23 protein-coding genes are annotated in these 26,096 nt (G+C 56.7%); 12 read left to right on the top strand and 11 right to left on the bottom strand.

The annotated features are described in order from the left end of the window. Position 1: 1 nt before the first annotated feature. Entirely contained in the window at positions 2 to 1,678 is a 1,677-nt protein-coding gene (ligB, locus tag EGY08_RS15670) for an NAD-dependent DNA ligase LigB (RefSeq protein ID WP_123828648.1), read from the bottom strand. A gap of 257 nt (positions 1,679 to 1,935) precedes the next feature. Between ligB and gmk the strand changes: the two genes are divergently transcribed. The 7 genes from gmk to fpr all read left to right on the top strand — a co-directional run bounded on the left by gmk (position 1,936) and on the right by fpr (position 9,871). Beyond that, entirely contained in the window at positions 1,936 to 2,559 is a 624-nt protein-coding gene (gene gmk, locus EGY08_RS15660; protein WP_004126677.1) for a guanylate kinase, read from the top strand. A gap of 54 nt (positions 2,560 to 2,613) precedes the next feature. Then, positions 2,614 to 2,889 (top strand): DNA-directed RNA polymerase subunit omega, encoded by a 276-nt coding sequence (gene rpoZ / locus EGY08_RS15655; protein ID WP_004106927.1) that lies wholly within the window; start codon positions 2,614 to 2,616, stop codon positions 2,887 to 2,889. Positions 2,890 to 2,907: 18 nt separating this feature from the next. After that, complete coding sequence (spoT, locus tag EGY08_RS15650; protein ID WP_004126679.1) at positions 2,908 to 5,028, top strand: bifunctional GTP diphosphokinase/guanosine-3',5'-bis pyrophosphate 3'-pyrophosphohydrolase; 2,121 nt, start codon at positions 2,908 to 2,910, stop codon at positions 5,026 to 5,028. A gap of 163 nt (positions 5,029 to 5,191) precedes the next feature. Beyond that, positions 5,192 to 5,881 carry a tRNA (guanosine(18)-2'-O)-methyltransferase TrmH gene (trmH, locus tag EGY08_RS15645; protein WP_004126682.1) on the top strand — a complete coding sequence of 230 codons (690 nt, stop codon included), beginning with the start codon at positions 5,192 to 5,194 and terminating at the stop codon, positions 5,879 to 5,881. Between the two features lie 2 nt (positions 5,882 to 5,883). Beyond that, on the top strand, positions 5,884 to 7,965 hold the full coding sequence (gene recG / locus EGY08_RS15640; RefSeq protein ID WP_004126685.1) for an ATP-dependent DNA helicase RecG: 2,082 nt from the start codon (positions 5,884 to 5,886) through the stop codon (positions 7,963 to 7,965). Between the two features lie 53 nt (positions 7,966 to 8,018). Beyond that, on the top strand, positions 8,019 to 9,029 hold the full coding sequence (gene glpX / locus EGY08_RS15635) for a class II fructose-bisphosphatase (RefSeq protein ID WP_004126688.1): 1,011 nt from the start codon (positions 8,019 to 8,021) through the stop codon (positions 9,027 to 9,029). Positions 9,030 to 9,124: 95 nt separating this feature from the next. After that, a complete protein-coding gene (gene fpr, locus EGY08_RS15630; RefSeq protein ID WP_004126692.1) occupies positions 9,125 to 9,871 on the top strand; it encodes a ferredoxin--NADP(+) reductase in 747 nt (248 codons plus the stop codon). Here fpr and EGY08_RS15625 read toward each other — a convergent pair whose 3' ends face one another. Then, complete coding sequence (locus EGY08_RS15625) at positions 9,872 to 10,300, bottom strand: DUF805 domain-containing protein (RefSeq protein WP_004126694.1); 429 nt, start codon at positions 10,298 to 10,300, stop codon at positions 9,872 to 9,874. Positions 10,301 to 10,412: 112 nt separating this feature from the next. On the opposite strand from EGY08_RS15625, the gene EGY08_RS15620 reads away from it, so the two are divergent. Continuing rightward, a complete protein-coding gene (locus EGY08_RS15620) occupies positions 10,413 to 11,012 on the top strand; it encodes a DUF1454 family protein (RefSeq protein ID WP_004126697.1) in 600 nt (199 codons plus the stop codon). A gap of 108 nt (positions 11,013 to 11,120) precedes the next feature. Next, on the top strand, positions 11,121 to 11,888 hold the full coding sequence (gene tpiA, locus EGY08_RS15615) for a triose-phosphate isomerase (RefSeq protein WP_004126701.1): 768 nt from the start codon (positions 11,121 to 11,123) through the stop codon (positions 11,886 to 11,888). 109 nt (positions 11,889 to 11,997) lie between these two features. Here the strand turns inward: tpiA and EGY08_RS15610 are convergent, their stop codons facing one another. The 8 genes from EGY08_RS15610 to zapB form a co-directional block, all read right to left on the bottom strand. After that, positions 11,998 to 13,302, bottom strand: coding sequence for an SLC13 family permease (locus tag EGY08_RS15610; protein ID WP_123828647.1), 1,305 nt, complete (start codon positions 13,300 to 13,302; stop codon positions 11,998 to 12,000). A gap of 98 nt (positions 13,303 to 13,400) precedes the next feature. Continuing rightward, entirely contained in the window at positions 13,401 to 14,123 is a 723-nt protein-coding gene (locus EGY08_RS15605; RefSeq protein ID WP_049114935.1) for a GntR family transcriptional regulator, read from the bottom strand. A 62-nt stretch (positions 14,124 to 14,185) separates the two neighbouring features. Beyond that, complete coding sequence (locus EGY08_RS15600) at positions 14,186 to 15,226, bottom strand: ADP-ribosylglycohydrolase family protein (protein WP_123828646.1); 1,041 nt, start codon at positions 15,224 to 15,226, stop codon at positions 14,186 to 14,188. A gap of 9 nt (positions 15,227 to 15,235) precedes the next feature. Continuing rightward, positions 15,236 to 16,195: an aminoimidazole riboside kinase gene (locus EGY08_RS15595; protein ID WP_004126709.1), complete on the bottom strand. Its 960-nt coding sequence runs from the start codon at positions 16,193 to 16,195 to the stop codon at positions 15,236 to 15,238. Positions 16,196 to 16,205: 10 nt separating this feature from the next. Continuing rightward, positions 16,206 to 17,540, bottom strand: a complete 1,335-nt coding sequence (locus EGY08_RS15590) for an MFS transporter (RefSeq protein ID WP_123828645.1) — start codon at positions 17,538 to 17,540, stop codon at positions 16,206 to 16,208. Between the two features lie 264 nt (positions 17,541 to 17,804). After that, a complete protein-coding gene (locus tag EGY08_RS15585; RefSeq protein WP_049123098.1) occupies positions 17,805 to 18,566 on the bottom strand; it encodes a CDP-diacylglycerol diphosphatase in 762 nt (253 codons plus the stop codon). A 202-nt stretch (positions 18,567 to 18,768) separates the two neighbouring features. After that, entirely contained in the window at positions 18,769 to 19,758 is a 990-nt protein-coding gene (locus tag EGY08_RS15580; protein WP_123828644.1) for a sulfate ABC transporter substrate-binding protein, read from the bottom strand. A 151-nt stretch (positions 19,759 to 19,909) separates the two neighbouring features. Continuing rightward, positions 19,910 to 20,155, bottom strand: a complete 246-nt coding sequence (zapB, locus tag EGY08_RS15575; protein WP_009652751.1) for a septal ring assembly protein ZapB — start codon at positions 20,153 to 20,155, stop codon at positions 19,910 to 19,912. A gap of 442 nt (positions 20,156 to 20,597) precedes the next feature. Between zapB and EGY08_RS15570 the strand changes: the two genes are divergently transcribed. Together EGY08_RS15570 and glpK are read left to right on the top strand one after the other, a co-directional pair. Beyond that, entirely contained in the window at positions 20,598 to 21,449 is an 852-nt protein-coding gene (locus tag EGY08_RS15570; protein WP_004106970.1) for an MIP/aquaporin family protein, read from the top strand. A gap of 21 nt (positions 21,450 to 21,470) precedes the next feature. After that, positions 21,471 to 22,982 (top strand): glycerol kinase GlpK, encoded by a 1,512-nt coding sequence (gene glpK / locus EGY08_RS15565; protein WP_004126722.1) that lies wholly within the window; start codon positions 21,471 to 21,473, stop codon positions 22,980 to 22,982. 217 nt (positions 22,983 to 23,199) lie between these two features. Here the strand turns inward: glpK and gltS are convergent, their stop codons facing one another. Further along, positions 23,200 to 24,402, bottom strand: a complete 1,203-nt coding sequence (gene gltS / locus EGY08_RS15560; protein WP_004126725.1) for a sodium/glutamate symporter — start codon at positions 24,400 to 24,402, stop codon at positions 23,200 to 23,202. 286 nt (positions 24,403 to 24,688) lie between these two features. Between gltS and EGY08_RS15555 the strand changes: the two genes are divergently transcribed. Beyond that, the gene (locus EGY08_RS15555) at positions 24,689 to 26,080 is read left to right on the top strand and encodes a nucleobase:cation symporter-2 family protein (protein WP_004126728.1); all 1,392 of its coding nucleotides are present in this window, start codon (positions 24,689 to 24,691) and stop codon (positions 26,078 to 26,080) included. Positions 26,081 to 26,096 lie beyond the last annotated feature (16 nt).

Genomic DNA, 26,096 nt, shown 5'->3' with positions numbered 1-26,096 from the left:
TTCAGAATCCCGGAACGTGTTGCCCGCTTAGCCACTTCGCTAGCGCGGCGACATCCGGATGATGCAAGAACGTCACCAGCTGCCGCGCCCGTTCTTCCCCGATGCCCGGCAGGCGTCGCCACTGCTCTTCGTTGCGATCCTGCATCTGTCGCCAGTCATCCTCCTTCAGCCCGGCAAATGCCGTCTTCGGTATGGGCACGCCGATTGCCTGTATCCAGCGCAGGAAAGGCCGTTCGCGCGCAAGATTGAACTGATGCCACAGCCGCTGCCCGCGCAGCGCAGAGATGCCCGGGATGGATTGCAGCCGCTCCGGCGTAAACGCCAGCCATGAGAAGAGATGCTCCATGCCGCGCGCATCATGCAGGGACCGCCACAGCGTTTCCCCCGCGCCGTCAATATCGAGAACCGATCGGGATGAGAGCCAGACCAGCCGCGAGAGAAACTGCTCCGCGCACTCTGGGGTGGCGAAATAGCAGGTTAAGGCATTGAAACGCGCCGCCGGTGGCTGGGGTTTATTACGCTGAGCCGTGCGCCAGACGACCGAATCGATGCGCGGTATCCCCTGCCCGGCAAGGCTGATTTGCAGCTGATCGCCAATACCGATGTCCAGATTGTGCCAGCGGGATACCGAGCCGATGTTCACCCGCTGCACGCGCTTATCGTCCAGCAGCTGCGGCTCCAGGAGCGCCACCACGGCTATTTTACCGCTACGACCGGTGCTGAAGCTGATACCGCGAACCTCCATAACCCGCGAGGCAGGCGGATATTTCCAGGCGATAACCCAATCGCCCTGACCCGGCGCCCAGAAACGCCCGGGGGACTCTTTCGCCCGCCGCACCACAACGCCATCGGTGGCAAAAGGCAGCGGTGAAGTTAACCAACGCTGGCGCCACCGTTCAACCTGCTGCGCATCCGCGACAGGATGCGAAAAAAGCGCGCTGTAAAGAAAGCCGCCCTGCCGCAGCAGCGCCAGCCGCTGTTCCATATCCTCTGGACCATCTGGCCACGCCCAGATAAAGATGCCCAGCCTATCAAGCTCCGCTTGCGCCTCCTGTCGCATCATCATGCCGGCTACTTTTGCCCGCGCGTTCATGCCGCCCATTCGCTTTTGCACATGCCCCTCGCGGAGCAGGAACAGCTCGCCTTGCAACACGCTATTCGCGAGTAAGCCATCAGAAGTTTTAGGAACGGAGGGGATCTGCAAGACCCTGGCCGTCCAGTCTTCTCCGGTCAAGCCGTTACCCCGGCTTATCGCCTGCGTCAAACGCCCTTGCCGATATACGAGCGTGACCGCGACGCCATCGACTTTCGGCTGTACCCACAGGCTGGACTGGCCGCGCATCCAGCGCGCCACGTCGGCTTGATTCGCCAGTTTACGCACGCCGGTGTGCGCTACCGGATGTCTGATATCTCCCCTTAGCGACGGAAGCACAAAGCGAGCGGGGGTCTCGCTGGCGAAGCAGCGCTGCCAGTATGCCAGCCGCGCCGCAAGCTGGTCATAGACTTCATCGCTTACCGTACTGCTCCCCTGCTGCCAGTAGGCGTTATTCCATTCAGTTATCCGCTGACCAAGACGTTCGATTTCCTGTTCAGCCCTGGCCTGCGGCCACGCGGGGCAGGCTGCCTGCCCGTATCCCACCAGCATCCACAGCACCAGCGCCCAGACTCCTTTTTGCATCGCGATGCCCTCCTGTTTTCTCACCGGGGATTGTGCCGCAGGCTTATTTTCATCGGCGAGAGGGGATTTTTAACGCTGCGAGCATGCTTCCGGCTTTTCTGCGTTGTTTCTGCAACGCACGGAGAAATCAGGAAAACAGCAAGCAAAATGAAAGAAAGAACGCAAAAAGTGTGACAGGGACTGCGTCACGCTGCGCCGCCGTGTATAATAGGCTCGTATGTAAGCTCTATTTCGACCATCACATACAAAAGACACTCATGGCTCAAGGCACGCTTTATATTGTTTCCGCCCCTAGCGGCGCGGGTAAATCCAGCCTGATTCAGGCTTTATTAAAAACCCAACCGTTGTACGACTCTCAGGTTTCTGTTTCGCATACCACACGCGCTCCGCGTCCGGGTGAAGTGCACGGTGAACACTATTTCTTTGTGAATCACGACGAATTCAGAACGATGATTGGCAGAGACGCTTTTCTTGAACATGCAGAAGTCTTTGGCAACTATTACGGCACCTCGCGCGAAGCTATCGAGCAGGTACTGGCGACCGGCGTCGACGTCTTCCTTGATATCGACTGGCAGGGCGCGCAGCAAATCCGCAACAGAATGCCCGGCGCGCGCAGTATTTTTATTCTGCCGCCGTCAAAAGATGAGCTTGATCGTCGCCTGCGCGGCCGCGGTCAGGATAGCGAAGAGGTTATCGCGAAACGTATGGCGCAGGCAGTTGCAGAAATGAGCCATTACGCGGAATATGATTACCTGATTGTGAATGATGATTTTGATACCGCGCTGAGCGATCTGAAAATTATTATTCGCGCCGAACGTCTGCGCATGAGCCGCCAAAAGCAGCGACATGGCGCTTTAATCACCAAACTGTTGGCAGACTGAACCCACATTCAGTATTATGCCCAGTCATTTCTTCACCTGTGGAGCATTTTAAGTATGGCACGCGTAACTGTTCAGGACGCTGTAGAGAAAATTGGTAACCGTTTTGACCTGGTGCTGGTCGCCGCGCGTCGCGCTCGTCAGATGCAGGTAGGCGGAAAGGATCCGCTGGTACCGGAAGAAAACGATAAAACTACCGTTATCGCACTGCGCGAAATCGAAGAGGGTTTGATCAACAATAAGATCCTCGACGTTCGTGAGCGCCAGGAACAGCAAGAGCAGGAAGCCGCTGAATTACAAGCCGTTACCGCTATTGCTGAAGGTCGTCGTTAATCACACTGCGGGTCGCCCTTGTATCTGTTTGAAAGCCTGAATCAGCTGATTCAAAACTACCTGCCCGAAGAGCAAATTAAACGTCTTCGGCAGGCTTATCTCGTTGCACGTGACGCTCACGAGGGCCAGACACGTTCAAGCGGTGAACCCTATATCACGCACCCGGTAGCGGTAGCCTGTATCCTGGCCGAGATGAAACTCGACCACGAAACGCTGATGGCCGCTCTGCTGCACGACGTGATAGAAGATACCCCCGCCACCTACCAGGACATGGAACAGCTTTTTGGTAAAAGCGTTGCTGAACTGGTAGAGGGGGTGTCAAAACTTGATAAGCTTAAGTTTCGCGACAAAAAAGAGGCCCAGGCCGAAAACTTTCGCAAAATGATTATGGCGATGGTGCAGGATATCCGCGTCATCCTTATCAAGCTTGCTGACCGCACCCATAACATGCGTACGCTGGGCTCATTGCGCCCGGATAAGCGTCGCCGCATCGCCCGCGAAACGCTGGAAATCTACAGCCCTCTGGCGCACCGTTTAGGTATTCATCACATCAAAACCGAGCTCGAAGAGCTGGGCTTTGAGGCGCTGTATCCTAACCGCTACCGCGTCATTAAAGAGGTGGTCAAAGCGGCGCGCGGTAACCGTAAAGAGATGATTCAAAAGATCCTCTCCGAAATCGAAGGGCGCCTGCAGGAAGCGGGAATTCCCTGTCGCGTAAGCGGCCGTGAAAAGCATTTGTACTCCATCTACTGCAAGATGGTGCTCAAAGAGCAGCGTTTTCACTCGATTATGGATATCTACGCCTTCCGCGTGATTGTCCATGATTCTGACACCTGCTATCGCGTGCTAGGCCAGATGCACAGCCTTTACAAGCCGCGTCCGGGTCGCGTCAAAGACTACATTGCCATTCCAAAGGCGAACGGCTATCAATCTTTGCACACCTCGATGATCGGCCCGCACGGCGTCCCGGTTGAGGTACAAATTCGTACCGAAGACATGGACCAGATGGCGGAAATGGGGGTTGCGGCGCACTGGGCTTATAAAGAGCACGGCGGCGAGAGCAGCACCACAGCGCAAATCCGCGCCCAGCGCTGGATGCAGAGCCTGCTGGAGCTTCAGCAGAGCGCCGGTAGTTCATTTGAATTCATTGAGAGCGTGAAATCCGATCTGTTCCCGGATGAGATTTACGTTTTCACCCCGGAAGGGCGCATTGTCGAACTGCCCGCTGGCGCGACGCCGGTGGACTTCGCCTACGCGGTGCATACCGATATCGGCCATGCCTGCGTCGGCGCGCGCGTCGACCGCCAGCCCTATCCGCTATCGCAGTCGCTCTCCAGCGGCCAAACGGTGGAAATCATCACCGCGCCGGGCGCACGCCCGAACGCCGCGTGGCTGAACTTTGTCGTCAGCTCGAAAGCGCGCGCCAAAATTCGCCAGCTGCTGAAAAACCTCAAGCGCGACGATTCCGTTAGCCTCGGACGCCGCCTGCTCAACCACGCCCTCGGCGGTAGCCGCAAGCTGGCGGAGATTCCGCCAGAGAATATTCAGCGTGAAATTGAGCGCATGAAGCTGACCACGCTTGACGATCTGCTGGCCGAAATCGGCCTCGGCAACGCCATGAGCGTCGTGGTGGCCAAAAACCTACAGCAGGGTGAAACTACCGCCGTGCCTGTACAGCCGGCGCCTGTCGGCCATAACCATCTGCCGATTAAAGGCGCGGATGGCGTGCTGATCACCTTTGCCAAATGCTGCCGTCCGATCCCCGGCGACCCGATTATTGCGCACGTTAGTCCGGGCAAAGGCCTGGTCATCCACCATGAGTCCTGTCGTAACATTCGCGGCTATCAGAAAGAGCCGGAGAAATTTATGGCGGTCGAGTGGGACAAAGAGACGGCGCAGGAATTTATCACCGAAATCAAGGTGGACATGTTCAACCATCAGGGTGCCCTGGCGAATCTTACCGCCGCGATCAACACCGCCTCTTCCAATATCCAAAGCCTGAATACGGAAGAGAAAGATGGCCGCGTTTACAGCGCCTTTATTCGCCTCACCGCGCGCGACCGCGTGCATCTGGCGAATATTATGCGCAAAATTCGCGTCATGCCGGATGTGATAAAAGTCACCCGTAACCGAAACTAGCTCTGACACAAAATCATTCGAATTGCATCAAGGCGGCAAGCGAATGACAAATCTGCCGGGAGCGGATTTGAACGCTGCTTACAGCAGCCCCGCAAGGGGCGAGGCCCAGGGATGGGCCGAGTAATCCGCGGCGATTAAAGAGTCATTCGAAGGATGAAGTGTAATGAATTTACAGCGTTATGCGCGTATCTGCGAGATGCTCGCCAGGCGTCAGCCTGACCTGACGGTCTGCATGGAGCAGGTCCACAAACCTCATAACGTCTCTGCGGTCATTCGTACGGCTGACGCCGTTGGCGTGCATGAAGTGCACGCCATCTGGCCGGGCAGCCGTATGCGTACCATGGCCTCTGCGGCGGCCGGCAGCAATAGCTGGGTGCAGGTTAAAACCCACCGTACTATTGGCGAGGCCGTCACGCATTTAAAAGGCCAGGGAATGCAGATCCTGGCGACCCATCTCTCTGATAAAGCCGTTGATTTCCGTGAAATCGACTATACCCGCCCTACCTGTATCCTGATGGGGCAGGAGAAAACCGGCATTACGCAGGAAGCGTTAGACCTGGCGGACCAGGACATCATCATTCCAATGATTGGCATGGTGCAGTCGCTGAACGTTTCCGTCGCCTCAGCGCTTATCCTCTATGAAGCCCAGCGCCAGCGGCAGAACGCCGGCATGTACCAGCGCGAGAACAGCATGCTGCCGGAAGAAGACCAGCAGCGACTGCTGTTTGAGGGCGGCTATCCGGTGCTGGCGAGGGTCGCAAAACGCAAAGGTCTCCCCTACCCCCACATCAACGAGCAGGGTGAAGTCGAAGCCGATGCCGCGTGGTGGGCCACCATGCAGGCGGCGAAGTAATCATGCAGGGCCGTCTGCTGGATGCGGTGCCGCTCAACTCCCTGACGGGCGTTGGCGCGGCCCAGAGTAGTAAACTGGCAAAGATTGGCCTGCATACGGTACAGGATCTGCTCCTGCACCTGCCGCTACGCTACGAAGACCGCACCCATCTGTATCAAATCGGCGAACTGCTGCCCGGCGTTTACGCCACCGTTGAAGGCGAAGTTCTCAACTGCAATATCACTTTCGGCGGCCGCCGGATGATGACCTGCCAGATAAGCGACGGTTCCGGCATCCTCACCATGCGCTTTTTTAACTTCAGCGCGGCGATGAAAAACAGCCTGGCAACCGGGCGCCGCGTACTGGCCTACGGCGAAGCGAAGCGCGGTAAGCACGGAGCGGAGATGATCCACCCGGAATATCGGGTTCAGGGCGACATGAGTACGCCTGATTTACAGGAAACGCTGACCCCGGTTTATCCCACCACCGAAGGCATCAAGCAGGCTACGCTGCGCAAGCTCACTGACCAGGCGCTTGAGCTGCTTGAAACCTGCGCTATCGCCGAGCTGCTGCCGCCGGAGTTGGCCCAGGGGATGATGAGCCTGCCGGACGCCTTACGCACCCTGCATCGCCCGCCGCCCACGTTACAGCTTGGCGAGCTGGAAAGCGGTAAACATCCAGCCCAGCGGCGCTTAATTCTGGAAGAGCTGCTGGCGCATAACCTCAGCATGCTGGCGCTGCGGGCAGGCGCCCAGCGCTATCACGCCCTCGCGCTTAGCGCTAACGACACGTTAAAAGACAAGCTGCTGGCCTCCCTCCCCTTTACGCCGACCGGCGCGCAAGCGCGCGTGACGGCTGAAATCGAGCGCGATATGGCGCTGGACGTGCCGATGATGCGTCTGGTGCAGGGTGACGTGGGTTCCGGTAAAACCCTGGTTGCCGCGCTTGCCGCCCTGCGCGCCATCGCCCACGGCAAACAGGTGGCGCTGATGGCACCGACCGAGCTGCTGGCTGAACAGCACGCCAATAATTTCCGCAGCTGGTTCGAACCGCTGGGCGTTGAGGTTGGCTGGCTGGCGGGCAAACAAAAAGGCAAAGCGCGCCTGGCGCAGCAGGAGGCTATCGCCAGCGGACAGGTGCAGATGATTGTCGGGACCCACGCCATCTTTCAGGAGCAGGTCCAGTTTAACGGCCTCGCGTTGGTGATTATCGACGAACAGCACCGTTTTGGCGTCCATCAGCGGCTGGCGCTGTGGGAAAAAGGCCAACAGCAGGGTTTTCACCCGCACCAGCTGATTATGACCGCCACGCCGATTCCACGAACCCTGGCGATGACCGCTTATGCCGATCTCGACACCTCGGTCATCGATGAACTGCCGCCGGGCCGTACGCCGGTCACTACGGTGGCTATTCCGGATACCCGCCGCAGCGATATTATTGACCGCGTGCGCAACGCCTGCACCCACGAAGGTCGTCAGGCCTACTGGGTCTGTACGCTGATTGAAGAGTCGGATCTGCTGGAAGCCCAGGCGGCGGAAGCCACCTGGGAAGAGCTGAAGCTCGCGCTGCCGGAGCTGAATATCGGCCTGGTGCACGGGCGCATGAAGTCCGCCGAGAAGCAGGCGGTGATGAGCGCATTCAAGCAGGGCGAGCTGCATCTGCTGGTCGCCACCACGGTGATTGAAGTCGGTGTGGACGTGCCCAACTCCAGTCTGATGATCATCGAAAACCCGGAGCGTCTGGGCCTGGCTCAACTGCACCAGCTCAGAGGCCGCGTCGGGCGCGGCGCGGTAGCTTCCCACTGCGTGCTACTCTACAAATCGCCGCTTTCAAAAACCGCCCAGAAGCGCCTGCAGGTTCTGCGCGATAGCAACGACGGTTTCGTCATCGCCCAAAAAGACCTGGAAATTCGCGGTCCCGGCGAGCTGCTTGGCACCCGTCAGACCGGCAATGCTGAATTTAAAGTTGCGGACTTATTGCGCGATCAGGCCATGATCCCGGAAGTTCAGCGCATCGCCCGCCATATTCACGAACGCTATCCCCAGCAGGCCCAGGCCCTGATTGAGCGCTGGATGCCGGAAACCGAACGCTATTCCAACGCGTAGCGCGAACGTCATCTCGCCACGCTGCGCATAATTTTTATTCAGATGAGTGGATTATGAAACGAGAACTGGCCATCGAATTTTCGCGCGTCACCGAAGCCGCCGCGCTGGCAGGCTACAAGTGGTTAGGCCGTGGTGATAAAAACACCGCCGACGGCGCCGCCGTCAACGCCATGCGTATTATGCTCAACCTGATCAACATCGACGGCACCATCGTGATTGGCGAAGGCGAAATCGACGAAGCGCCGATGCTGTACATCGGCGAGCGCGTCGGTACCGGCCACGGCGATGCGGTAGATATCGCTGTCGATCCCATCGAAGGCACCCGCATGACGGCGATGGGCCAGGCGAACGCGCTGGCGGTCATGGCGGTAGGCGATAAGGGCTGCTTCCTGAACGCGCCGGATATGTACATGGAAAAGCTGATCGTCGGCCCAGGGGCGAAAGGCACCATCGATATGAACCTGCCGCTGGCGGAGAACCTGCATAATATCGCCCGCGCGCTGAATAAGCCGCTGAGCGAATTAACGGTCACCATCTTAGCCAAGCCGCGCCATGATAAGGTCATTGTTGAGCTGCAAAAGTTGGGCGTGCGCGTGTTTGCTATCCCCGACGGCGACGTTGCCGCCTCTATTCTGACCTGTATGCCGGACAGCGAAGTTGACGTTATGTACGGTATCGGCGGCGCGCCGGAGGGCGTCGTTTCCGCAGCGGTGATCCGCGCGCTGGACGGCGATATGAACGGCCGTCTGCTGGCGCGTCACCACGTGAAGGGCGACAGCGAAGAGAACCGCCGCATCGGCGAAAACGAGCTGGAACGCTGCAAAGCAATGGGCATTGAAGCAGGCAAAGTGCTGCGCCTGGACGATATGGCGCGCAGCGACAACGTCGTTTTCTCAGCGACCGGCATCACCAAAGGCGATCTGCTGGACGGTATCACCCGTAAAGGCAATATGGCCACCACCGAAACTCTGCTGATCCGCGGCAAATCCCGCACAATTCGCCGTATTCAGTCGATTCATTATCTCGATCGCAAAGATCCGGATATCCAGCTGCACATCCTGTAAAACATTTGATCAATAGAGCTTTCCAGCCTTTTCGGGCTGGAAATCTGCTCTCGTCGCGGTGAAGATACGCTAACAGGATTGAGAGGAGAGACGCTATGGCCAACTGGGTTACAGGTAAAGTGGTAAAAGTACAAAACTGGACTGATGCACTGTTTAGCCTCACCGTTCACGCACCGGTTGCGCCGTTTACCGCAGGTCAGTTTGCCAAGCTAGGCCTGGACATTGACGGTGAACGCGTGCAGCGCGCCTATTCCTACGTCAACGCCCCCGGTAATCCCGATCTTGAGTTCTACCTGGTGACGGTTCCGGAGGGCAAGCTCAGCCCGCGGCTGGCGGCACTGAAGCCGGGCGACGAAGTGCAGATTGTCAGCGAAGCCGCTGGTTTCTTTGTCCTGGAAGAGGTACCCGATTGCGACACGCTATGGATGCTCGCCACCGGCACAGCCATTGGCCCGTACCTGTCGATTCTCGAAGAAGGGAAAGACCTGGATCGTTTTAAAAACCTGGTACTGGTGCACGCCGCGCGTTATGCCGCCGATCTCAGCTATCTGCCGCAGATGCAGGCGCTGGAAGCGCGCTATGCGGGCAAGCTGCGCATCCAGTCAGTCGTCAGCCGGGAAACCGCACCGGGCATGCTCACGGGGCGCATCCCGTTCCTGATTGAGACCGGCGCGCTGGAAGAGGCCGTCGGCCTGCCGATGAACGCCGAGAGCAGCCACGTTATGCTGTGCGGTAACCCGCAGATGGTGCGCGACACCCAGCAGCTACTGAAAGAGACCCGGCAGATGAGCAAGCACCTGCGTCGCCGACCGGGTCATATGACAGCCGAACACTATTGGTAATCAGGATTCCGCTTTCCAGCGTACGTCCAGCGTCTCTTTACCAAACTTATTCGCGCCCTGGGTGCCGACAAACGCGCCCAGGTCGATCAGCATCATGACGATAATCAGCGTCGGTATAAACCGCCCGACGCCCCACTGCCAGACCCCAGGCAGCATTGACCAGTTGCCCGCCAGCAGCATCCACGCCAGAATCATTAGCAGCGCCCAGAGACCGGATTTACCCCGATCGTGCAGGCGTTTAATGGTCACCGCCGCCGTCGGCCACAGCAAGCACACCAGAATAAAAGCCGCCGTCTGTAAATTAAGAAGATTACTGCCAGCCAGCGTGAACAGCGCGCTCATGGTCATTATCCAGATAGCGATCCAGATCCAGAAGTCGCGACGTCCAATCCGCCCTTTAATTGAGAATAGCCACTGCTGTAGGGTCATATTTTATTCCTTATCATCATCACTGACGTAGTTTACCCTGAAGGCGTGACTTTTTGACAAGCGTGACGGTTCTCGTTTTAATCGTCAGCAGATAAAAAAAGGGAAGATGGGCATGAAGAAGTGGGCAACCTTATGTTTGATTGGGCTGGCGGCGTTATCCGTTGGCCAAAAGGCGTTGTCCGCCGAGTCAGACGCCGGTGCTACGGCACCCTATCTTCTCTCCGGCGCGCCGGTCTTTGATATTTCCATCAGCGAGTTTCGGGAAAAATTCAATCGCGATAACCCGAAGCTAACGCTCAATGAATTTCGCGCCGTCGCCGCCAGCAAAGACCAGGCGAACCTGACCCGCGCCGCCACCAAGATCAATGAGAACCTCTACGCGTCGACCGCGCTTGAACGTGGAACCCTCAAAATTAAATCGATGCAAATAACCTGGCTACCGATTCAGGGGCCGCAGCAGAAAGCGGCGAAAGCCAGGGCTCAGGAGTATATGAGCGCCGTGATGCGCGCTTTTGTGCCCACCCTGAGCCAGACGCAAAGCCAGCAAAAATTGCAAAAATTGCTGACCGCCGGAAAAGGTAAACGTTACTTCAGCGAAACCGAAGGCGCGGTACGCTATGTGGTGGCGGACAACGGCGAAAAGGGGCTGACCTTCGCTGTTGAACCGATTAAGCTGGCGCTATCTGAAACGCTGGAAAACAACAATAAATGACAAAAAGCAAAGCCTTTCCAGTGATGAATCTCTATACTGTTTCACAGACCATGCTGCCCTCGGGGGCGGCTATATTCCTTAATTCGCTTTGAAGCGTGGAGAATAAAAATGCGACATCCTTTAGTGATGGGTAACTGGAAACTGAACGGCAGCCGCCACATGGTAAACGAACTGGTCGCGAACCTGCGTACCGAACTGGCTGGCGTGACCGGCTGTGCAGTTGCAATTGCTCCGCCTGAAATGTACATCGACCTGGCGAAACAAGCCGCTGCCGGCAGCCACATTCACCTGGGCGCGCAGAACGTTGACCTGAACCTGTCCGGCGCATTCACCGGCGAAACCTCTGCTGAAATGCTGAAAGACATCGGCGCTCAGTACATCATCATCGGCCACTCCGAGCGTCGTACCTACCATAAAGAGTCCGACGAGCTCATCGCTAAAAAATTCGCGGTACTGAAAGAGCAGGGTCTGATCCCGGTTCTGTGCATCGGTGAAACCGAAGCGGAAAACGAAGCGGGCAAAACGGAAGAAGTGTGCGCCCGTCAAATCGACGCCGTTCTGAAAACTCAGGGCGCGGCGGCCTTCGAAGGCGTGGTTATCGCTTACGAACCCGTATGGGCGATCGGTACCGGCAAATCCGCTACCCCGGCTCAGGCTCAGGCAGTACACAAATTTATTCGCGACCACATCGCGAAAGCCGATGCGAAAGTGGCTGAACAAGTGATCATCCAGTACGGCGGTTCCGTTAACGCGGGCAACGCAGCAGAGCTGTTTACCCAGCCGGACATCGACGGCGCGCTGGTTGGCGGCGCATCCCTGAAAGCTGACGCTTTCGCGGTGATCGTTAAAGCAGCAGAAGCCGCGAAAAAAGCGTAATTCGCTTTAAAGGCTATCCCGGTCGCGCTTCGCAACCGGGGCTACTGACCAGAAATCTGCAATATTTGTAGCCCGGCTCAGCGCAGCGCAAGCCGGGTTTTTTACACCGCTACAGTTTCCCCAGCGCCTGATACCACAGATAGTCCAGCGGCAGCAGAATCAAATAGCTCACCGCCGCTAGCGCGATACACAGCAGCATTCCCGCCCGCGCAGGCACTTTCCCTAGCCCCATCGCCACGACAATCGGTGACGCCTGATACGGCAGCAGCGGCGTGGAGTACCCCAGCACCTGAATCATAATCACGCTCAGCAGCGGGAAGCCGGTGGCATCGGAGAAGCTCTGCGCGAAGGTGGTATACAGCGCCGGTACGCCGTTAGCGGTCATGATAAAGTTCAGCGCGCTGGTAATGCCGGTCAATGCGAGAAAGCTGGTAAACGGGCTCTCTTTATCCAGCGGCATAATCTGCAGCAGGGCATTCCCCACCACGCCGCCGATACCGGTTTGCGTCACGGTGATAGCCAGTCCCAAAATTCCGGCGACGTAAATACAGGTGCGGATATTCACGCCGCTGGAAAACTCCTCGCCGCTGATAAAACCGACCCGCGGCAGCAGCGTTATCACCGCCGCCGCCAGCCCTGTCCAGGCCGGCCCCACGCCGTGCCAGCTCTCCGTCACCCAGAGCGTCAGCACCACCACCAGCAGCCACGCCAGGCGCTTCTCATCGCGGCTCATCGGCGGCAGCGGCGTCATGTCGCGCGGCGGGTGCGGTTTTCCGGGAAACAGCCAGCATATCAAGGCGATCAGCACAGCCCCTTTGAGCCAGCCGAGTACCGGCGTATGCAGCAGTAAATAGGGCAGGTAATTCAGGTGGATGCCGTATGACCCCTCCGCCGCGCCGCTCATCACCAGATTCGGGACGTTGGCAGGCAGAATGGTGGCAGACAGCTGGAAGGTCCCGAACCCTACCGCCAGCGCCAGGCCAAACCACGGGCGCGTCCCCTCTTCAATACCGGCACGCCTGGCCATTGCCGCCACAATCGGCATCAGCAGCGCGATACGTCCCATATTGGACGGCATCACAAACGCCAGCGCATAGCTGAGCAGCACCACGCTGCCGACCATCAGCGGCCAGAAGTCGGTTAGCCGCGACGAGAGCGACCGGGCCGCCCTGTCCGCCAGCCCGGTTTTGCGTATAGCGATCCCCAGCACAAAGCCGCTGAACACCAGCCAGAACGCCGATGAGGCAAAGCCGCCGAAAATCACCTCCGGCGGCGCGATTTTGGCGATCATCGCCGCGGCAAAAAACAGCAGCGCGGTCATAAACTCCGGCAGTAGCGAGGTCGCCCAGAGGAGAATAGTGATGCCGACGATGATAGAGGGAAGGAACAGAGGGTGGGAAAACCAGAGCGACATACCTGTCTCCTGTCGTTTTTTTCAGCAAGAATACGACGGACAATAAGACAGGTAAACGCCAGATATGGTGGGGTTATTACGGGATGGATACAGGCAGTTTAGTGATAATGGATCTCACCAAAGTATTCAGACAGCACGTAATAACGGCAATATTCAAAAGGACTATCGTGTCCGGCCTGAAACGTCTGTCTGGCGACGGATAGCAGCGGTTTATTCTCAGCAATCTGCAGTTTTTCACATAACTCGGGGGAAGGTAAAATCGCCTCAACTTTTTCAATCGCCGAGTCGCTTGTAACGTTTAATAACGAATAAAGCGACGTATGTTCCAGCGACCGCGGGGTCAATTCCAGGCCGGGAAAGAAGCTAAGATCGAGATATATTTTTTCATGGTTGAACGGGCGGTTATTCAGGCAACGAATACGCGAGATATAAAGATAATGATGATGGGCAGGAAGGCTCAAGCCATCTGCCTGAGCATCGCGCGCGCGGCGCGGAGCGATTTCCAGAATACGGTTCTCTATCTCGACGCTGGCATCCTGAAGATCGCTGGTAATTCCGCGAAACGTATGGCCATAGCTCACGCCTTCCGGCACGGAACATACTACCGAGCCGCTTCCGCGCTGGGACGAAATAATGCCGGCATTGATTAATTCGCTCCAGGCCTGCTTAACCACAATCAACGAGACGTTGTAGGCTCTGGCGACCTCTTTTTGCGTCGGCAGCTGGCTGCCTACAGGCAAAGACCCGTTTTGGATCTGCTGACAGATGATAAAAAATAGTTGCTTATAAAGCGGAGTAAAGCTCGTTTTATCAACCTGCAAACTGCGCACCTCACGTCTTCGCCAGCAGGGGACGTTTCACCGTCCCCGGCAGGGTGAATTCGCTACCCTGCGATTTGCCTGGCCAGTTCTACCAAATCGAAATGATTCATACGATCCACGGTCGTTAAATAATCGGCGGGGAAAGCATCCGCACCATGAAATGCGCCGGAGATCGCCCCAACCATGGTGGCGACAGTATCAGTATCATTGCCGATATTAACGCCGGAGATAATAGCATCTACGGCAGAATTCGGACAACACGCGAACAGACCGAAGGCCGCAGGTACTGCTTCACTTACGTGCAGCCCGGAACCAATAATATCGGCGATTTCCACTACCGCGGTTTCCCAATGGCGATGACGTTTACCGATCTCCACCGCCAGCTCAATGCGCCGGGCAACGGAAGGGCCTGCAACCATCATCGCTCCTTGCTCCTGCGCCAGCAGATAGCCCTTTTGAGCGCCGTAAACACCGGCGGCAATAATGCTGTCTGCATTGGTCTGCGATCTTAACGCCTCGCTGGTTGCCGCGGCCATCGCCGCCGCGCCGGACATCGCCAGCACATTGTTGTGCGTAAAGCGGCAAATCTGCAGCGCACATTCAATTGCCGCGTCGATATTGCCGGGGTGCAGCACCGCCGCTGGCCAAATCTTCATCGCCGCGCCGTTCGTGGCTTCCGCGTTTCCTTTATTAATAATCTGTACCGACTGTTTTTCACCTTCCAGCTCGCCCTGCAAAGAGGCGCGGTTGTCATTGAAGATCGCTTTCATCGCCGCGCGCGTCGTCGGACCGGTAAAGTTGGCGTAGTAAGGATAATCCAGCCACTGCTGGAACGCCTCGCGCATCGCTTCGTCGCTGACCTGGCGCTGATGGCGCAGCAGCGCGTCCATAATGTACTTAGCCTGAATAAAATCATCGGTGCACATGCCCGCTTCATTGCAGCGGCCAAACGTATCCGCCGGCGGTTTTTGAAAGGTTGTCACCCAGCCGCCAAAATAGTCCTTAATTTGCTGCTGAGTCCGAACTTCCGTTGCCGCTCCCATCGCGTCCGCGGCGGCGGCGCCAACCAGGCATCCCAGTATTTTGTTTTGATCAACGTGCATGATGACTCCTTATTTCATGGTCATAGCTTGTGCCAGCGAATGGCTGGCCAGAAAAGTGTTTAGCTGGTCGGGAAACGGCAGGGCCGTCATCGCACCTTTTGCCGTCACCGCCATCGCACCACAGGCGTTGGCATTACCGATAGCCTCCGCCAGCAGGGCATGAGACCAGCCGTTTGCGCGGGAAAGCGTGAACAGCAGGCCGCCAACAAAGGCATCGCCTGCTCCGGTGGTATCGACGACGTCAACGCGCGGAGCAGGAAAAAGGAACTCCCCCTCGGCGGTAATGAGCAGCGCGCCATCGGCCCCCAGCGAAATAATGGTGGTCTCACAGCCCAGATCGCGCAGGTAATAACGCGCATCCTGCCAGCGGCTGGCGCCGCTCAGCTGACAAAGCTCATCTGCTGAGACTTTGCAGATAGAGGCAAGCGCGGCAGATCGGGCGATCAGATCAGGGATCTCCGTAGCATCGCGCCACATCTTGCTGCGTAAGTTGACGTCAAAAAGAACGTAGCCGCCGGCCTCACGCATACGTCTCGCCCCCTCAAGGCACGCCTCGCGGGCGGGGCTGTCGGTGAGGCCTATCGAACTAAAGTAAAACCATTCGTGTTTCCTGAACGGCGGCAGATCCTGCGGCGAAACGTAGGTGTCGGCTCCTGGATGCACCAGATAGGTAAAGCTGCGCTCGCCGTCAGCCGTCAGATTGACGATCAGCACCGCGCTGGTCAGGCTCGCGTCCAGCCTAAGAAATGAGACATCTACGCCATTGTCCTGGAATACCTGGCGCAGAAAACGCCCGGCATCATCGTCGCCAAGACAGCCGATAAAACCGCATTCTCCGCCCAGCCTGGCCACGCACACTCCCACGTTGGCCGATGCTCCACCGGGACATTTCAGGTAGCTATTTTGTTTTTCCGGCACCAGGTCAACGGAGGCGTCACCGATAACCCAAACTTTATTGATGGTGTCCATTTGCGCCTCCTTATGCCTTTTTCTGCGCGAGGGCGAGCTGAATATCACGGTAATATTCGTTATTAATCAGATATTTTTTCATAAGCAGCCCCACCGCAAGGTGGAACAGGGCAGGAATGAGCGTCATCATCAGCGCAATGCCGGTGAGAGAACGTGCGCTCTGTTCAACATCGGCCTGATAGCCAAAGTGGCTCAGCAGAAATCCAAGAATGCCTCCCGCAATGCCCATACCAAACTTCTGGAAGAAGAGGATGCCGCCAAACGCGAGTCCGGAAACGCGCAGCCCGGTTTTCTTTTCTCCGTAATCTACCGCTTCAGCGATAGAGGACCAGAACACCGGCATTTGCATATCGCAGAAGAAATTAATAAGAAAATAGAACGCAAACGCCAGGACAAGGTTTTCGCGCCCGACGGAGAAATACATCAGCGCGCTCAGGATAAAAGTAATAATCTGGGTGTAGCGGAACATCTTAATTTTATCCCAGAACTTGGTTATCCATGTGGTGGCGATCATCGCCAAAATAGAAGCGATGACGCCGGTGGTCAGGAAGGGTGAAATCAGGCTATCGCCACCGTTCAGATAATACTTAGCATAATAAGCCGCGACGGAACCACGAATAACATAGCCGCACATCAGCAGTAAAATAACAACGCCGAGAATAATCCACTGATCGTTACGTAACAGATACTTAAACTGCTTCCCCACCGAGAGCGAGGTAATTTCCGGCTCGCTGCGTTCACGCGTAGTGAGAAAACAGAAGATAAACAGCACGGCGCCCATCGCGCCCATCAGCCCCGTTGAAAACTGATAGCCCAGCGCCTTGTTGCCCTGCCCCAGCCAGACGGCGAGCATCGGCACAACGATAGTTACCAGAAAAGCGGCAATCTTAGTCATCACAAAGCGATAGCCGTTTGCGCTTAAGCGTTCGACAGGGTCGCTGGTGATTACGCCAATCATCGAAATATAAGGAATGGTTATGGCGGTATAGACCAGAGTCATCAGAATATAGGTGCCGTAGGCCCATGCCAGCTTGGCCATATAGGCCATATCAGGCGTGATAAACATCAAATAAACGGCAAAGCCAAAAGGGATTGCAAACCACAACAGCCACGGGCGATAACGTCCCCAGCGCGTATTCAGCTTATCGGTAAGAACCCCCATGGCGGGATCGATAATCGCATCGATCATCCGTACAACCACGAACAGTACGCCAACATCAGCGGCGCTCAGGCCATAGATATCGGTATAGAAATAGGCGAGCAGCAGCTGCATGGCGATAATCACAACGTTTATCGCCATGTCTCCTGCGCCGAAGCCGATCTTTTCCACAATAGAAAGTTTCATGTTGATATTCCTTTACGCTTAACAGCGCAAATAGGGTGAGCAATTAATGATGTCACTACATGAAATAAAAACGTTTTTATATATAAGCCGCCGCCAGAAATTTATGGAGGCGATGAAGAAAGTGTAACCATACTCAAAAAGATATAAAGGTATACCCTTATATCTTTTGATCGGTTTCACATATTTTTATGCACCTGATCCTACCCCGGCGTTAAACCGGGATAAGAATCAAGGAGATAATGAATGGCGGGAACGTAAAGAAAATTAACGGGATTCCAGAATGGCGCAGCTATGGTCCTGAATCTCTTCCGCCGATGCGCGATTCAGCGTCAACAGGTTACGCTCGGTCGCCAGCAGCACCAGCGAACCATCGCTCTGCTTCGCCATCGCCAGCGCAAAACGGCCCATATGTTCACGTGCTTCCGGTACCTCTTCGGCCAGCATCAGGAACGGGCTGCGCTGCGCCAGCTCCGTTTCGGTGACCCGGCGCGCCAGATATTCGTGGCCCAGTAGTCCACCGGGCAGCGGCAACCAGCGACTGCTGATAGCGGGCGCTTCCTTGTCCAGCTGAGTACGGACATCGGGACGCAGGCAGGAGATATGGATATGGAAATGATTTTGCGTGCGTCCGCTGCGCGAGTTGATGGTCAAGGAGACCGCGTCATCCGATACAGCGGAACCACGATGCTGGCTCATGATTTCGCGCCCCTGCCAGGCCTGCCAGAAGAAGTTCGGCGTCAGGGGATTGAGCAGCAGCGGGCTTTCGGTGCCGTTAATACGGTAGGTCGGCATCAGCAGATACTGCAGCGGGCCATTGCGGTCTTTAAACAGCACATAGCCGCCCTTCAGGTTCACTTCCGCACAGGGTGCGGGATCCTGATTCTGCTGTTGGTTGGGGACGCACTGCTGCAGAACAATTTTGCGCAACGCGTCAGGGTTGCCGGAATGGAGCCAGTAGTAGCCGCCGGCCATCGCCGCCACAACCGCCACCAGCAGCGCTAATAAAAGGTATCGTACTCTTCGCATTCTATTTTCCTGTCTCAGCCAGAAACGGAAGAGTAACGCAGTTTGATGACTAAATGAAAACGGGAGGTGGTGCATTGAGTTTTGCCCGAGGCGGCGCTTAACGCGCCTGACCGGGCTACTCTGCCCCGGGTCGCGGCTTACCCTGGCTACAAGAGTTGTAGCCCCGCTACGCGCAGCGCGAGCGGGGATAAGGAGAGGCTATTTAACGCTGGTTAATCTGGTCGAAGGTGCCGCCGTTGGAGAAGTGCTCTTTCTGCGCTTTCGTCCAGCCGCCAAACACATCATCAATGGTGAACAGCTTCAGTTTCGGGAACTCATTCGCGTATTTTTTCGCAATTTCAGGATCGCGCGGGCGATAGAAGTTCTTCGCCGCAATCTCCTGGCCTTCCGGCGAGTAGAGATACTTCAGATACGCTTCCGCCACCTGGCGAGTGCCTTTCTTGTCGACCACTTTATCCACCACGGAAACCGTCGGCTCGGCGAGAATCGATTCGCTCGGGGTCACGATCTCAAATTTGTCTTTACCCAGTTCGTTGGTCGCCAGCAGGGCTTCGTTTTCCCAGGCAATCAGCACATCGCCGATCCCGCGCTCTACGAAGGTGTTAGTCGCGCCCCGGGCGCCGGAATCCAGCACTTCGACGTTCTTAAACAGCGCTTTTACGAACTCTTGCGCCTTCGCCTGGTCGCCATTGTTCTGGTGCAGGGCGTAGCCCCATGCCGCCAGATAGTTCCAGCGCGCGCCGCCGGAGCTTTTCGGGTTCGGGGTAATCACCGACACGCCCGGTTTAATCAGGTCGTTCCAGTCGTGAATCTGCTTCGGGTTGCCTTTGCGTACGAGGAACACGATGGTGGAGGTATACGGCGCAGAGTTATCCGGCAGACGTTTCAGCCAGTTTTTGTCGATTCGGCCGCGTTCGGCAATCGCATCGACGTCATAGGCCAGCGCAAGGGTCACCACGTCGGCTTCAATGCCGTTGATCACCGAGGTCGCCTGTTTGCCGGAGCCGCCGTGGGATTGACGAATCACCACGTTGTCGCCGGTTTCTTGCTTCCAGTGGGCGCTAAAGGCTTTATTGTACTGTTCGTACAGCTCGCGCGTCGGATCGTAAGAAACGTTTAATAGTTGAATGTCTTTTGCCAGAACGCTGGCGGATGCCAGCAACAGAGTTAACCCTATGCCCCACTTATTCATCGCACCGCTCTCTTTATGTCGTGTTGTGATGGATTAAGCGTGCCAGAAAGCGGACTGATGATTAAAGAATAAAAAAAGATTGGCTATAACTTGCGAGTATATAGAACGGGGGAGAGTTTGCCCCCTCCCAAACGGGAGGGAGCGGGAAGCATCAGACTTCTTCCATGCGGCCCAGCAGCGCCTGCAGACGATCCTGCCAGCCCTGCTGCTGTTCTTTCAGCTGACCGTTTTCACGCTCAAGCTCTTCACGGCTGTGCTGTGCGCTCTGTACTTCCTGCGCCAGCGTGTTGTTCTTCTCTTTCAGCTCTTCGATTTCCATCTGTAACAGAGTGATGGTATCAATCGCCTGCTGAACTTTAGATTCTAATTTCTCAAACACTTCTAATGACATCGTCATACCTCTCCTGAACTTGCAAGGCGTTGATAGAAACCGTCCGTTTCGTATACGCGTTGACGCCTTAACGAAAATTAGCGCACTACAGTGGTGATGTAGTCGATTGTATGAAGCCCCGCCTCCCCTGTCCAGCGACAACCCGCGCAGATTGCGGTTTGCAACACTTTTCAGCCTTTACCTGGTCCGTTCGCCGCTTTTACCCGGTACTTTTTCGTAATTGTTAATCAAGACGTAAAAAAATGAGCGGTGAAACGCTCCCGCAAACGGCCGAATACGCGTTTATGGCGCGAAAACGCTCATTTTCTTGACGTGGTACACACATTTGAATTTCGATATTTCTCGTTTTTGTTCGTTAACGATAAATTAACACTATGCCTACATGGCAGCATGGTCGCCTGCGACCTTCACACTTACAATAATCATCACTACGCTTCAGGATTCGATTATGAGCCAAACATCAACACTAAAAGGCCAGTGCATCGCAGAGTTCCTCGGTACCGGGTTGTTGATCTTTTTCGGCGTTGGGTGCGTCGCTGCGCTTAAGGTCGCGGGAGCCAGCTTCGGTCAATGGGAAATCAGCATCATCTGGGGTCTGGGCGTCGCCATGGCGATTTACCTGACCGCAGGGGTTTCCGGTGCGCATCTTAACCCAGCGGTCACCATCGCGCTGTGGCTATTCGCCTGCTTTGACGGTCGTAAAGTTGTTCCTTTTATCATTGCGCAATTCGCTGGCGCCTTTTGCGCTGCGGCTTTAGTTTACGGGCTTTATTACAATCTTTTCTTCGATTTCGAACATACCCACAATATGGTGCGCGGTAGCGTCGAAAGTCTCGAGCTGGCTGGCATTTTCTCTACTTACCCGAACCCGCATATCAATTTTGTGCAGGCCTTCGCGGTAGAAATGGTGATTACCGCTATCCTGATGGGCGTCATTCTGGCGCTGACCGACGATGGCAACGGCGTGCCGCGTGGCCCGCTGGCGCCGCTGCTGATTGGTCTGCTGATCGCCGTCATTGGCGCATCCATGGGCCCGCTGACCGGCTTCGCCATGAACCCGGCGCGTGATATCGGACCGAAAGCCTTCGCCTGGCTGGCAGGCTGGGGCAACGTCGCCTTCACCGGCGGCAAAGATATTCCTTATTTCCTGGTGCCGCTGTGTGCGCCAATCGTCGGTGCTGCGCTGGGCGCATTCTGCTACCGCAAGCTGATTGGCCGCCACCTGCCTTGCGACACCTGCGTTGTTGAAGAGAAAGAAGCCGCATCTCCCTCTACGACGCAACACAAAGCTTCGCTGTAATCTGACTACGGGACTCATACTATGACCGACAAAAAATATATCGTAGCGCTCGACCAGGGCACCACCAGCTCCCGCGCCGTGGTAATGGATCACGATGCCAATATCGTCAGCGTCTCTCAGCGAGAATTCGAACAAATTTATCCGCGCCCAGGCTGGGTTGAACACGACCCGATGGAGATCTGGGCATCGCAAAGCTCTACGCTGGTCGAAGTGCTGGCAAAAGCCGATATCAGCTCCGATGAAATCGCGGCGATCGGTATCACCAACCAGCGTGAAACCGCCATCGTCTGGGAGCGTGAAACCGGCAAGCCGATTTATAACGCTATCGTCTGGCAGTGCCGCCGTACCGCCGAGATCTGCGAGCAGCTCAAGCGCGACGGCATGGAAGAGTACATCCGCAAGGCCACCGGCCTGGTGGTTGACCCGTACTTCTCCGGCACCAAAGTGAAGTGGATCCTCGACCACGTCGAAGGCGCGCGCGAACGCGCTAAACGCGGCGAGCTGCTGTTCGGCACCGTAGACACCTGGCTTATCTGGAAAATGACCCAGGGACGCGTTCACGTGACCGACTACACCAACGCCTCGCGTACCATGCTGTTTAATATCCACGAGCTGGACTGGGACGACAAAATGCTCGATGCGCTGGATATCCCGCGCGCCATGCTGCCGGAAGTGCGCAAGTCGTCCGAAGTGTACGGCCAGACCAACATCGGCGGTAAAGGCGGGACGCGTATTCCGATCGCCGGTATCGCCGGCGACCAGCAGGCTGCGCTGTTCGGCCAGCTGTGCGTTAAAGAGGGGATGGCGAAAAACACCTACGGTACCGGCTGCTTTATGCTGATGAATACCGGCGAGAAAGCGGTGACATCAACGCACGGCCTGTTGACGACTATCGCCTGCGGCCCGCGCGGTGAGGTGAACTATGCGCTGGAAGGCGCGGTGTTTATGGCGGGCGCTTCCATCCAGTGGCTGCGCGATGAGATGAAGCTGATTAGCGACGCGTTCGATTCCGAATATTTCGCCACCAAAGTGAAGGATACCAACGGCGTGTACGTCGTTCCGGCCTTTACCGGCCTCGGCGCACCGTATTGGGATCCCTATGCCCGCGGCGCAATTTTTGGCCTGACCCGCGGCGTGAACTCCAACCATATTATTCGCGCCACGCTAGAGTCGATCGCCTATCAGACCCGCGACGTACTGGAAGCGATGCAGGCTGACTCCGGGATCCGTCTGCACGCCCTGCGCGTTGACGGCGGCGCGGTCGCCAACAACTTCCTGATGCAGTTCCAGTCGGATATTCTCGGCACCCGCGTGGAGCGCCCGGAAGTCCGTGAAGTCACCGCTTTGGGCGCAGCTTATCTGGCCGGTCTGGCGGTCGGTTTCTGGCAGAATCTGGATGAGCTGCAGGAGAAAGCCGTTATCGAGCGCGAGTTCCGTCCAGGAATTGAAACCACCGAGCGTAACTATCGCTACAGCGGCTGGAAGAAAGCGGTAAAACGCGCGCTGGCGTGGGAAGAGCACGACGAAGCGTAAGATTGTTGAGGTATTCCCGGCTGACGGCGTAAACGCCTTAGCCGGGCTACAACCCGCAGACCGCCCCCCCGTAGTCCGGCTAAGCGCGGCGCGAGCCGGGGAGAAACCGCGCCGATGTATAAAACCCGGGGTATCCCGGGGTTGCGGCGTAAACGCCTTACCCGGGCTACTGCCCGCAGACCGCACAACCCCGTAGCGCAGCGCCGCCGGGTTTTAATCAGCCAAATACCGGCAGCAGCAGATAGAGCTTAATCACTAGCGCGTTAACGATATCAATAAAGAACGCACCCACCATCGGCACCACCAGAAACGCCATGTGCGACGGGCCGAAACGGTCGGTAATCGCCTGCATATTGGCAATCGCCGTCGGCGTCGCGCCGAGGCCGAAACCACAGTGGCCGGCGGCCAGCACCGCGGCATCGTAGTTTTTGCCCATCATCCGGTAGGTCACAAACACTGCATACAGCGCCATGGCCACTGCCTGAACCGCCAGAATAATAATCATCGGCAGCGCCAGCGACGCCAGCTCCCACAGCTTCAGGCTCATCAGCGCCATCGCCAGGAACAGCGACAGGCTGACGTTACCCAGCACCGACACCGCGCGGTCGAACACGCGGTACAGCCCCAGCGCCGACAGGCTGTTGCTCAGGATCACGCCGATAAACAATACGCAAACGAAGGTGGGCAGTTCAAATATGGTTCCCGCCAGCAGTTGCGCAACGATCTTCCCTACCGTCAAACAGATGGCGATCAGCGCGATGCTCTCAATCAGCACCAACGAGGTGATCATGCGCCCCATATCCGGCTTTTCAAACGCGGTCGGCGCGAGCTGATCGTCCGGCGTACCGTCCGGGGAGGAAGAGTGTTTAACCAGATAGCGCGCCACCGGTCCGCCGATCAGGCCGCCAAGGACAAGACCGAAGGTTGCGCAAGCCATCGCCACTTCGGTGGCGTTGGCAAAACCATAGCGCTCAACAAACAACTTACTCCACGCCGCGCCGGTGCCGTGGCCGCCGGAAAGGGTAATCGAACCGGCCAGCAGCCCCATCAGCGGGTCGAGGCCCAGCAGCTTCGCCATGCCGATTCCGAGCGCGTTTTGCAGCAGCAGCAGTCCCACCACCACAATCAGGAACGTCCCCACCACTTTGCCGCCGGAGCGCAGGCTGGCGAGGTTGGCGTTGAGGCCGATAGTCGCAAAGAAAGCCAGCATCAGCGGATCTTTCAGGCTCATATCGAAATCGATTTCGATATCCATGCTTTTCTTTAATACCAGCAGCGCCAGCGCGACCAGCAGGCCGCCCGCAACGGGTTCAGGAATGGTGTATTTCTTGAGGAAAGGGACGATTTGAACGAGTTTTCTACCCAGTAGCAACACGAGTGTTGCGGCAACGAGCGTCGATAAGGTATCGAGATGAAACATAAAAAGAGCTCCTTATAGGCGCATGATCCATTCACACGCGACGGTATTCCCGGTGTCGATTGCTTCTCATCATGAGTAATCGGGAAGGGATTTTAAGCAGAAGTACGGAAAAAAGGACAGGAAAAGATATTTTGTAGGGATAATGATGCGATCAAGCATACAAAATGTTAATAAATATTTGACACTTATTCCATGCTTAAATATTTGCCGCTAAAGAGTGGCAAACGTTTGCTTTTGGTCTACAGTCCGATAAAATCCCCGCTTTGCCACCTTTGGGATTGTTGTGATGTCCGTTAACACCGCAGAGTCAGAAAATGCGCAACCGGTTGCGCACATGCAAACCAGCGAATTAATCTACCGCCTCGAAGACCGCCCGCCGCTACCGCAAACCTTGTTCGCCGCTTTCCAGCACCTGCTGGCGATGTTTGTCGCGGTTATCACTCCGGCGCTGTTAATTTGCCAGGCGCTGGGCCTTCCGGCTCAGGATACGCAACACATCATCAGCATGTCCCTTTTCGCCTCCGGCGTGGCCTCCATCATTCAAATTAAAGCCTGGGGCCCGGTGGGATCTGGTCTGCTCTCGATTCAGGGCACCAGCTTTAACTTCGTCGCACCGCTGATTATGGGCGGCACCGCGCTGAAAACCGGCGGCGCCGATGTTCCGACCATGATGGCCGCGCTGTTCGGCACCCTGATGTTGGCCAGCTGCACGGAGATGGTTCTCTCCCGCGTCCTGCATCTCGCCCGCCGCATTATTACCCCGCTGGTCTCCGGCGTGGTGGTGATGATTATCGGCCTGTCGCTGATCCAGGTTGGCCTGACCTCCATCGGCGGCGGCTATGCGGCCATGGCCGATCACACCTTCGGCGCGCCGAAAAACCTGCTGCTGGCAGGGATCGTGCTGGCGCTGATTATTATCCTTAACCGCCAGCGTAACCCGTACCTGCGCATCGCTTCGCTGGTAATCGCGATGGCGGCCGGCTATCTGGCGGCATGGTTGCTCGATATGCTGCCGGCCAATACCACGCCGACGGAAAGCAGCCTGATTATGGTGCCTACGCCGCTTTACTACGGGCTGGGCATCGACTGGAACCTGCTGCTGCCGCTGATGCTAGTGTTTATGATTACCTCGCTGGAAACCATCGGCGATATTACCGCCACCTCTGACGTCTCCGAGCAGCCGGTTTCCGGCCCGGTATATATGAAGCGTCTGAAGGGCGGCGTGCTGGCTAACGGCCTGAACTCCTTTGTTTCGGCGGTATTCAATACCTTCCCGAACTCCTGCTTTGGTCAGAACAACGGCGTGATCCAGCTGACCGGCGTCGCCAGCCGCTATGTCGGTTTCGTGGTCGCGCTGATGCTGATCGTGCTCGGCCTGTTCCCGGCGGTGAGCGGCTTTGTGCAGCATATTCCTGAGCCGGTGCTCGGCGGCGCGACGCTGGTCATGTTCGGCACCATTGCCGCTTCCGGCGTGCGCATCGTCTCCCGCGAGCCGCTGAACCGCCGGGCGATCCTGATTATCGCCCTGTCGCTGGCCGTCGGCCTTGGCGTCTCCCAGCAGCCGCTGATCCTGCAGTTCGCCCCTGACTGGCTGAAGAACCTGCTCTCCTCGGGTATCGCTGCCGGCGGTATCACGGCGATTGTTCTGAATCTGATTTTCCCGCCAGAGAAAAACTGATCCTCTGTGACGCTCC

It is taken from the genome of Klebsiella sp. FDAARGOS_511 (assembly GCF_003812845.1).
GTDB classification, from domain to species: Bacteria; Pseudomonadota; Gammaproteobacteria; order Enterobacterales; family Enterobacteriaceae; genus Klebsiella; species Klebsiella grimontii.
The sequence above is the reverse complement of the archived record's forward strand: the minus strand, read 5'-3'. Positions and strand labels throughout refer to the sequence as shown.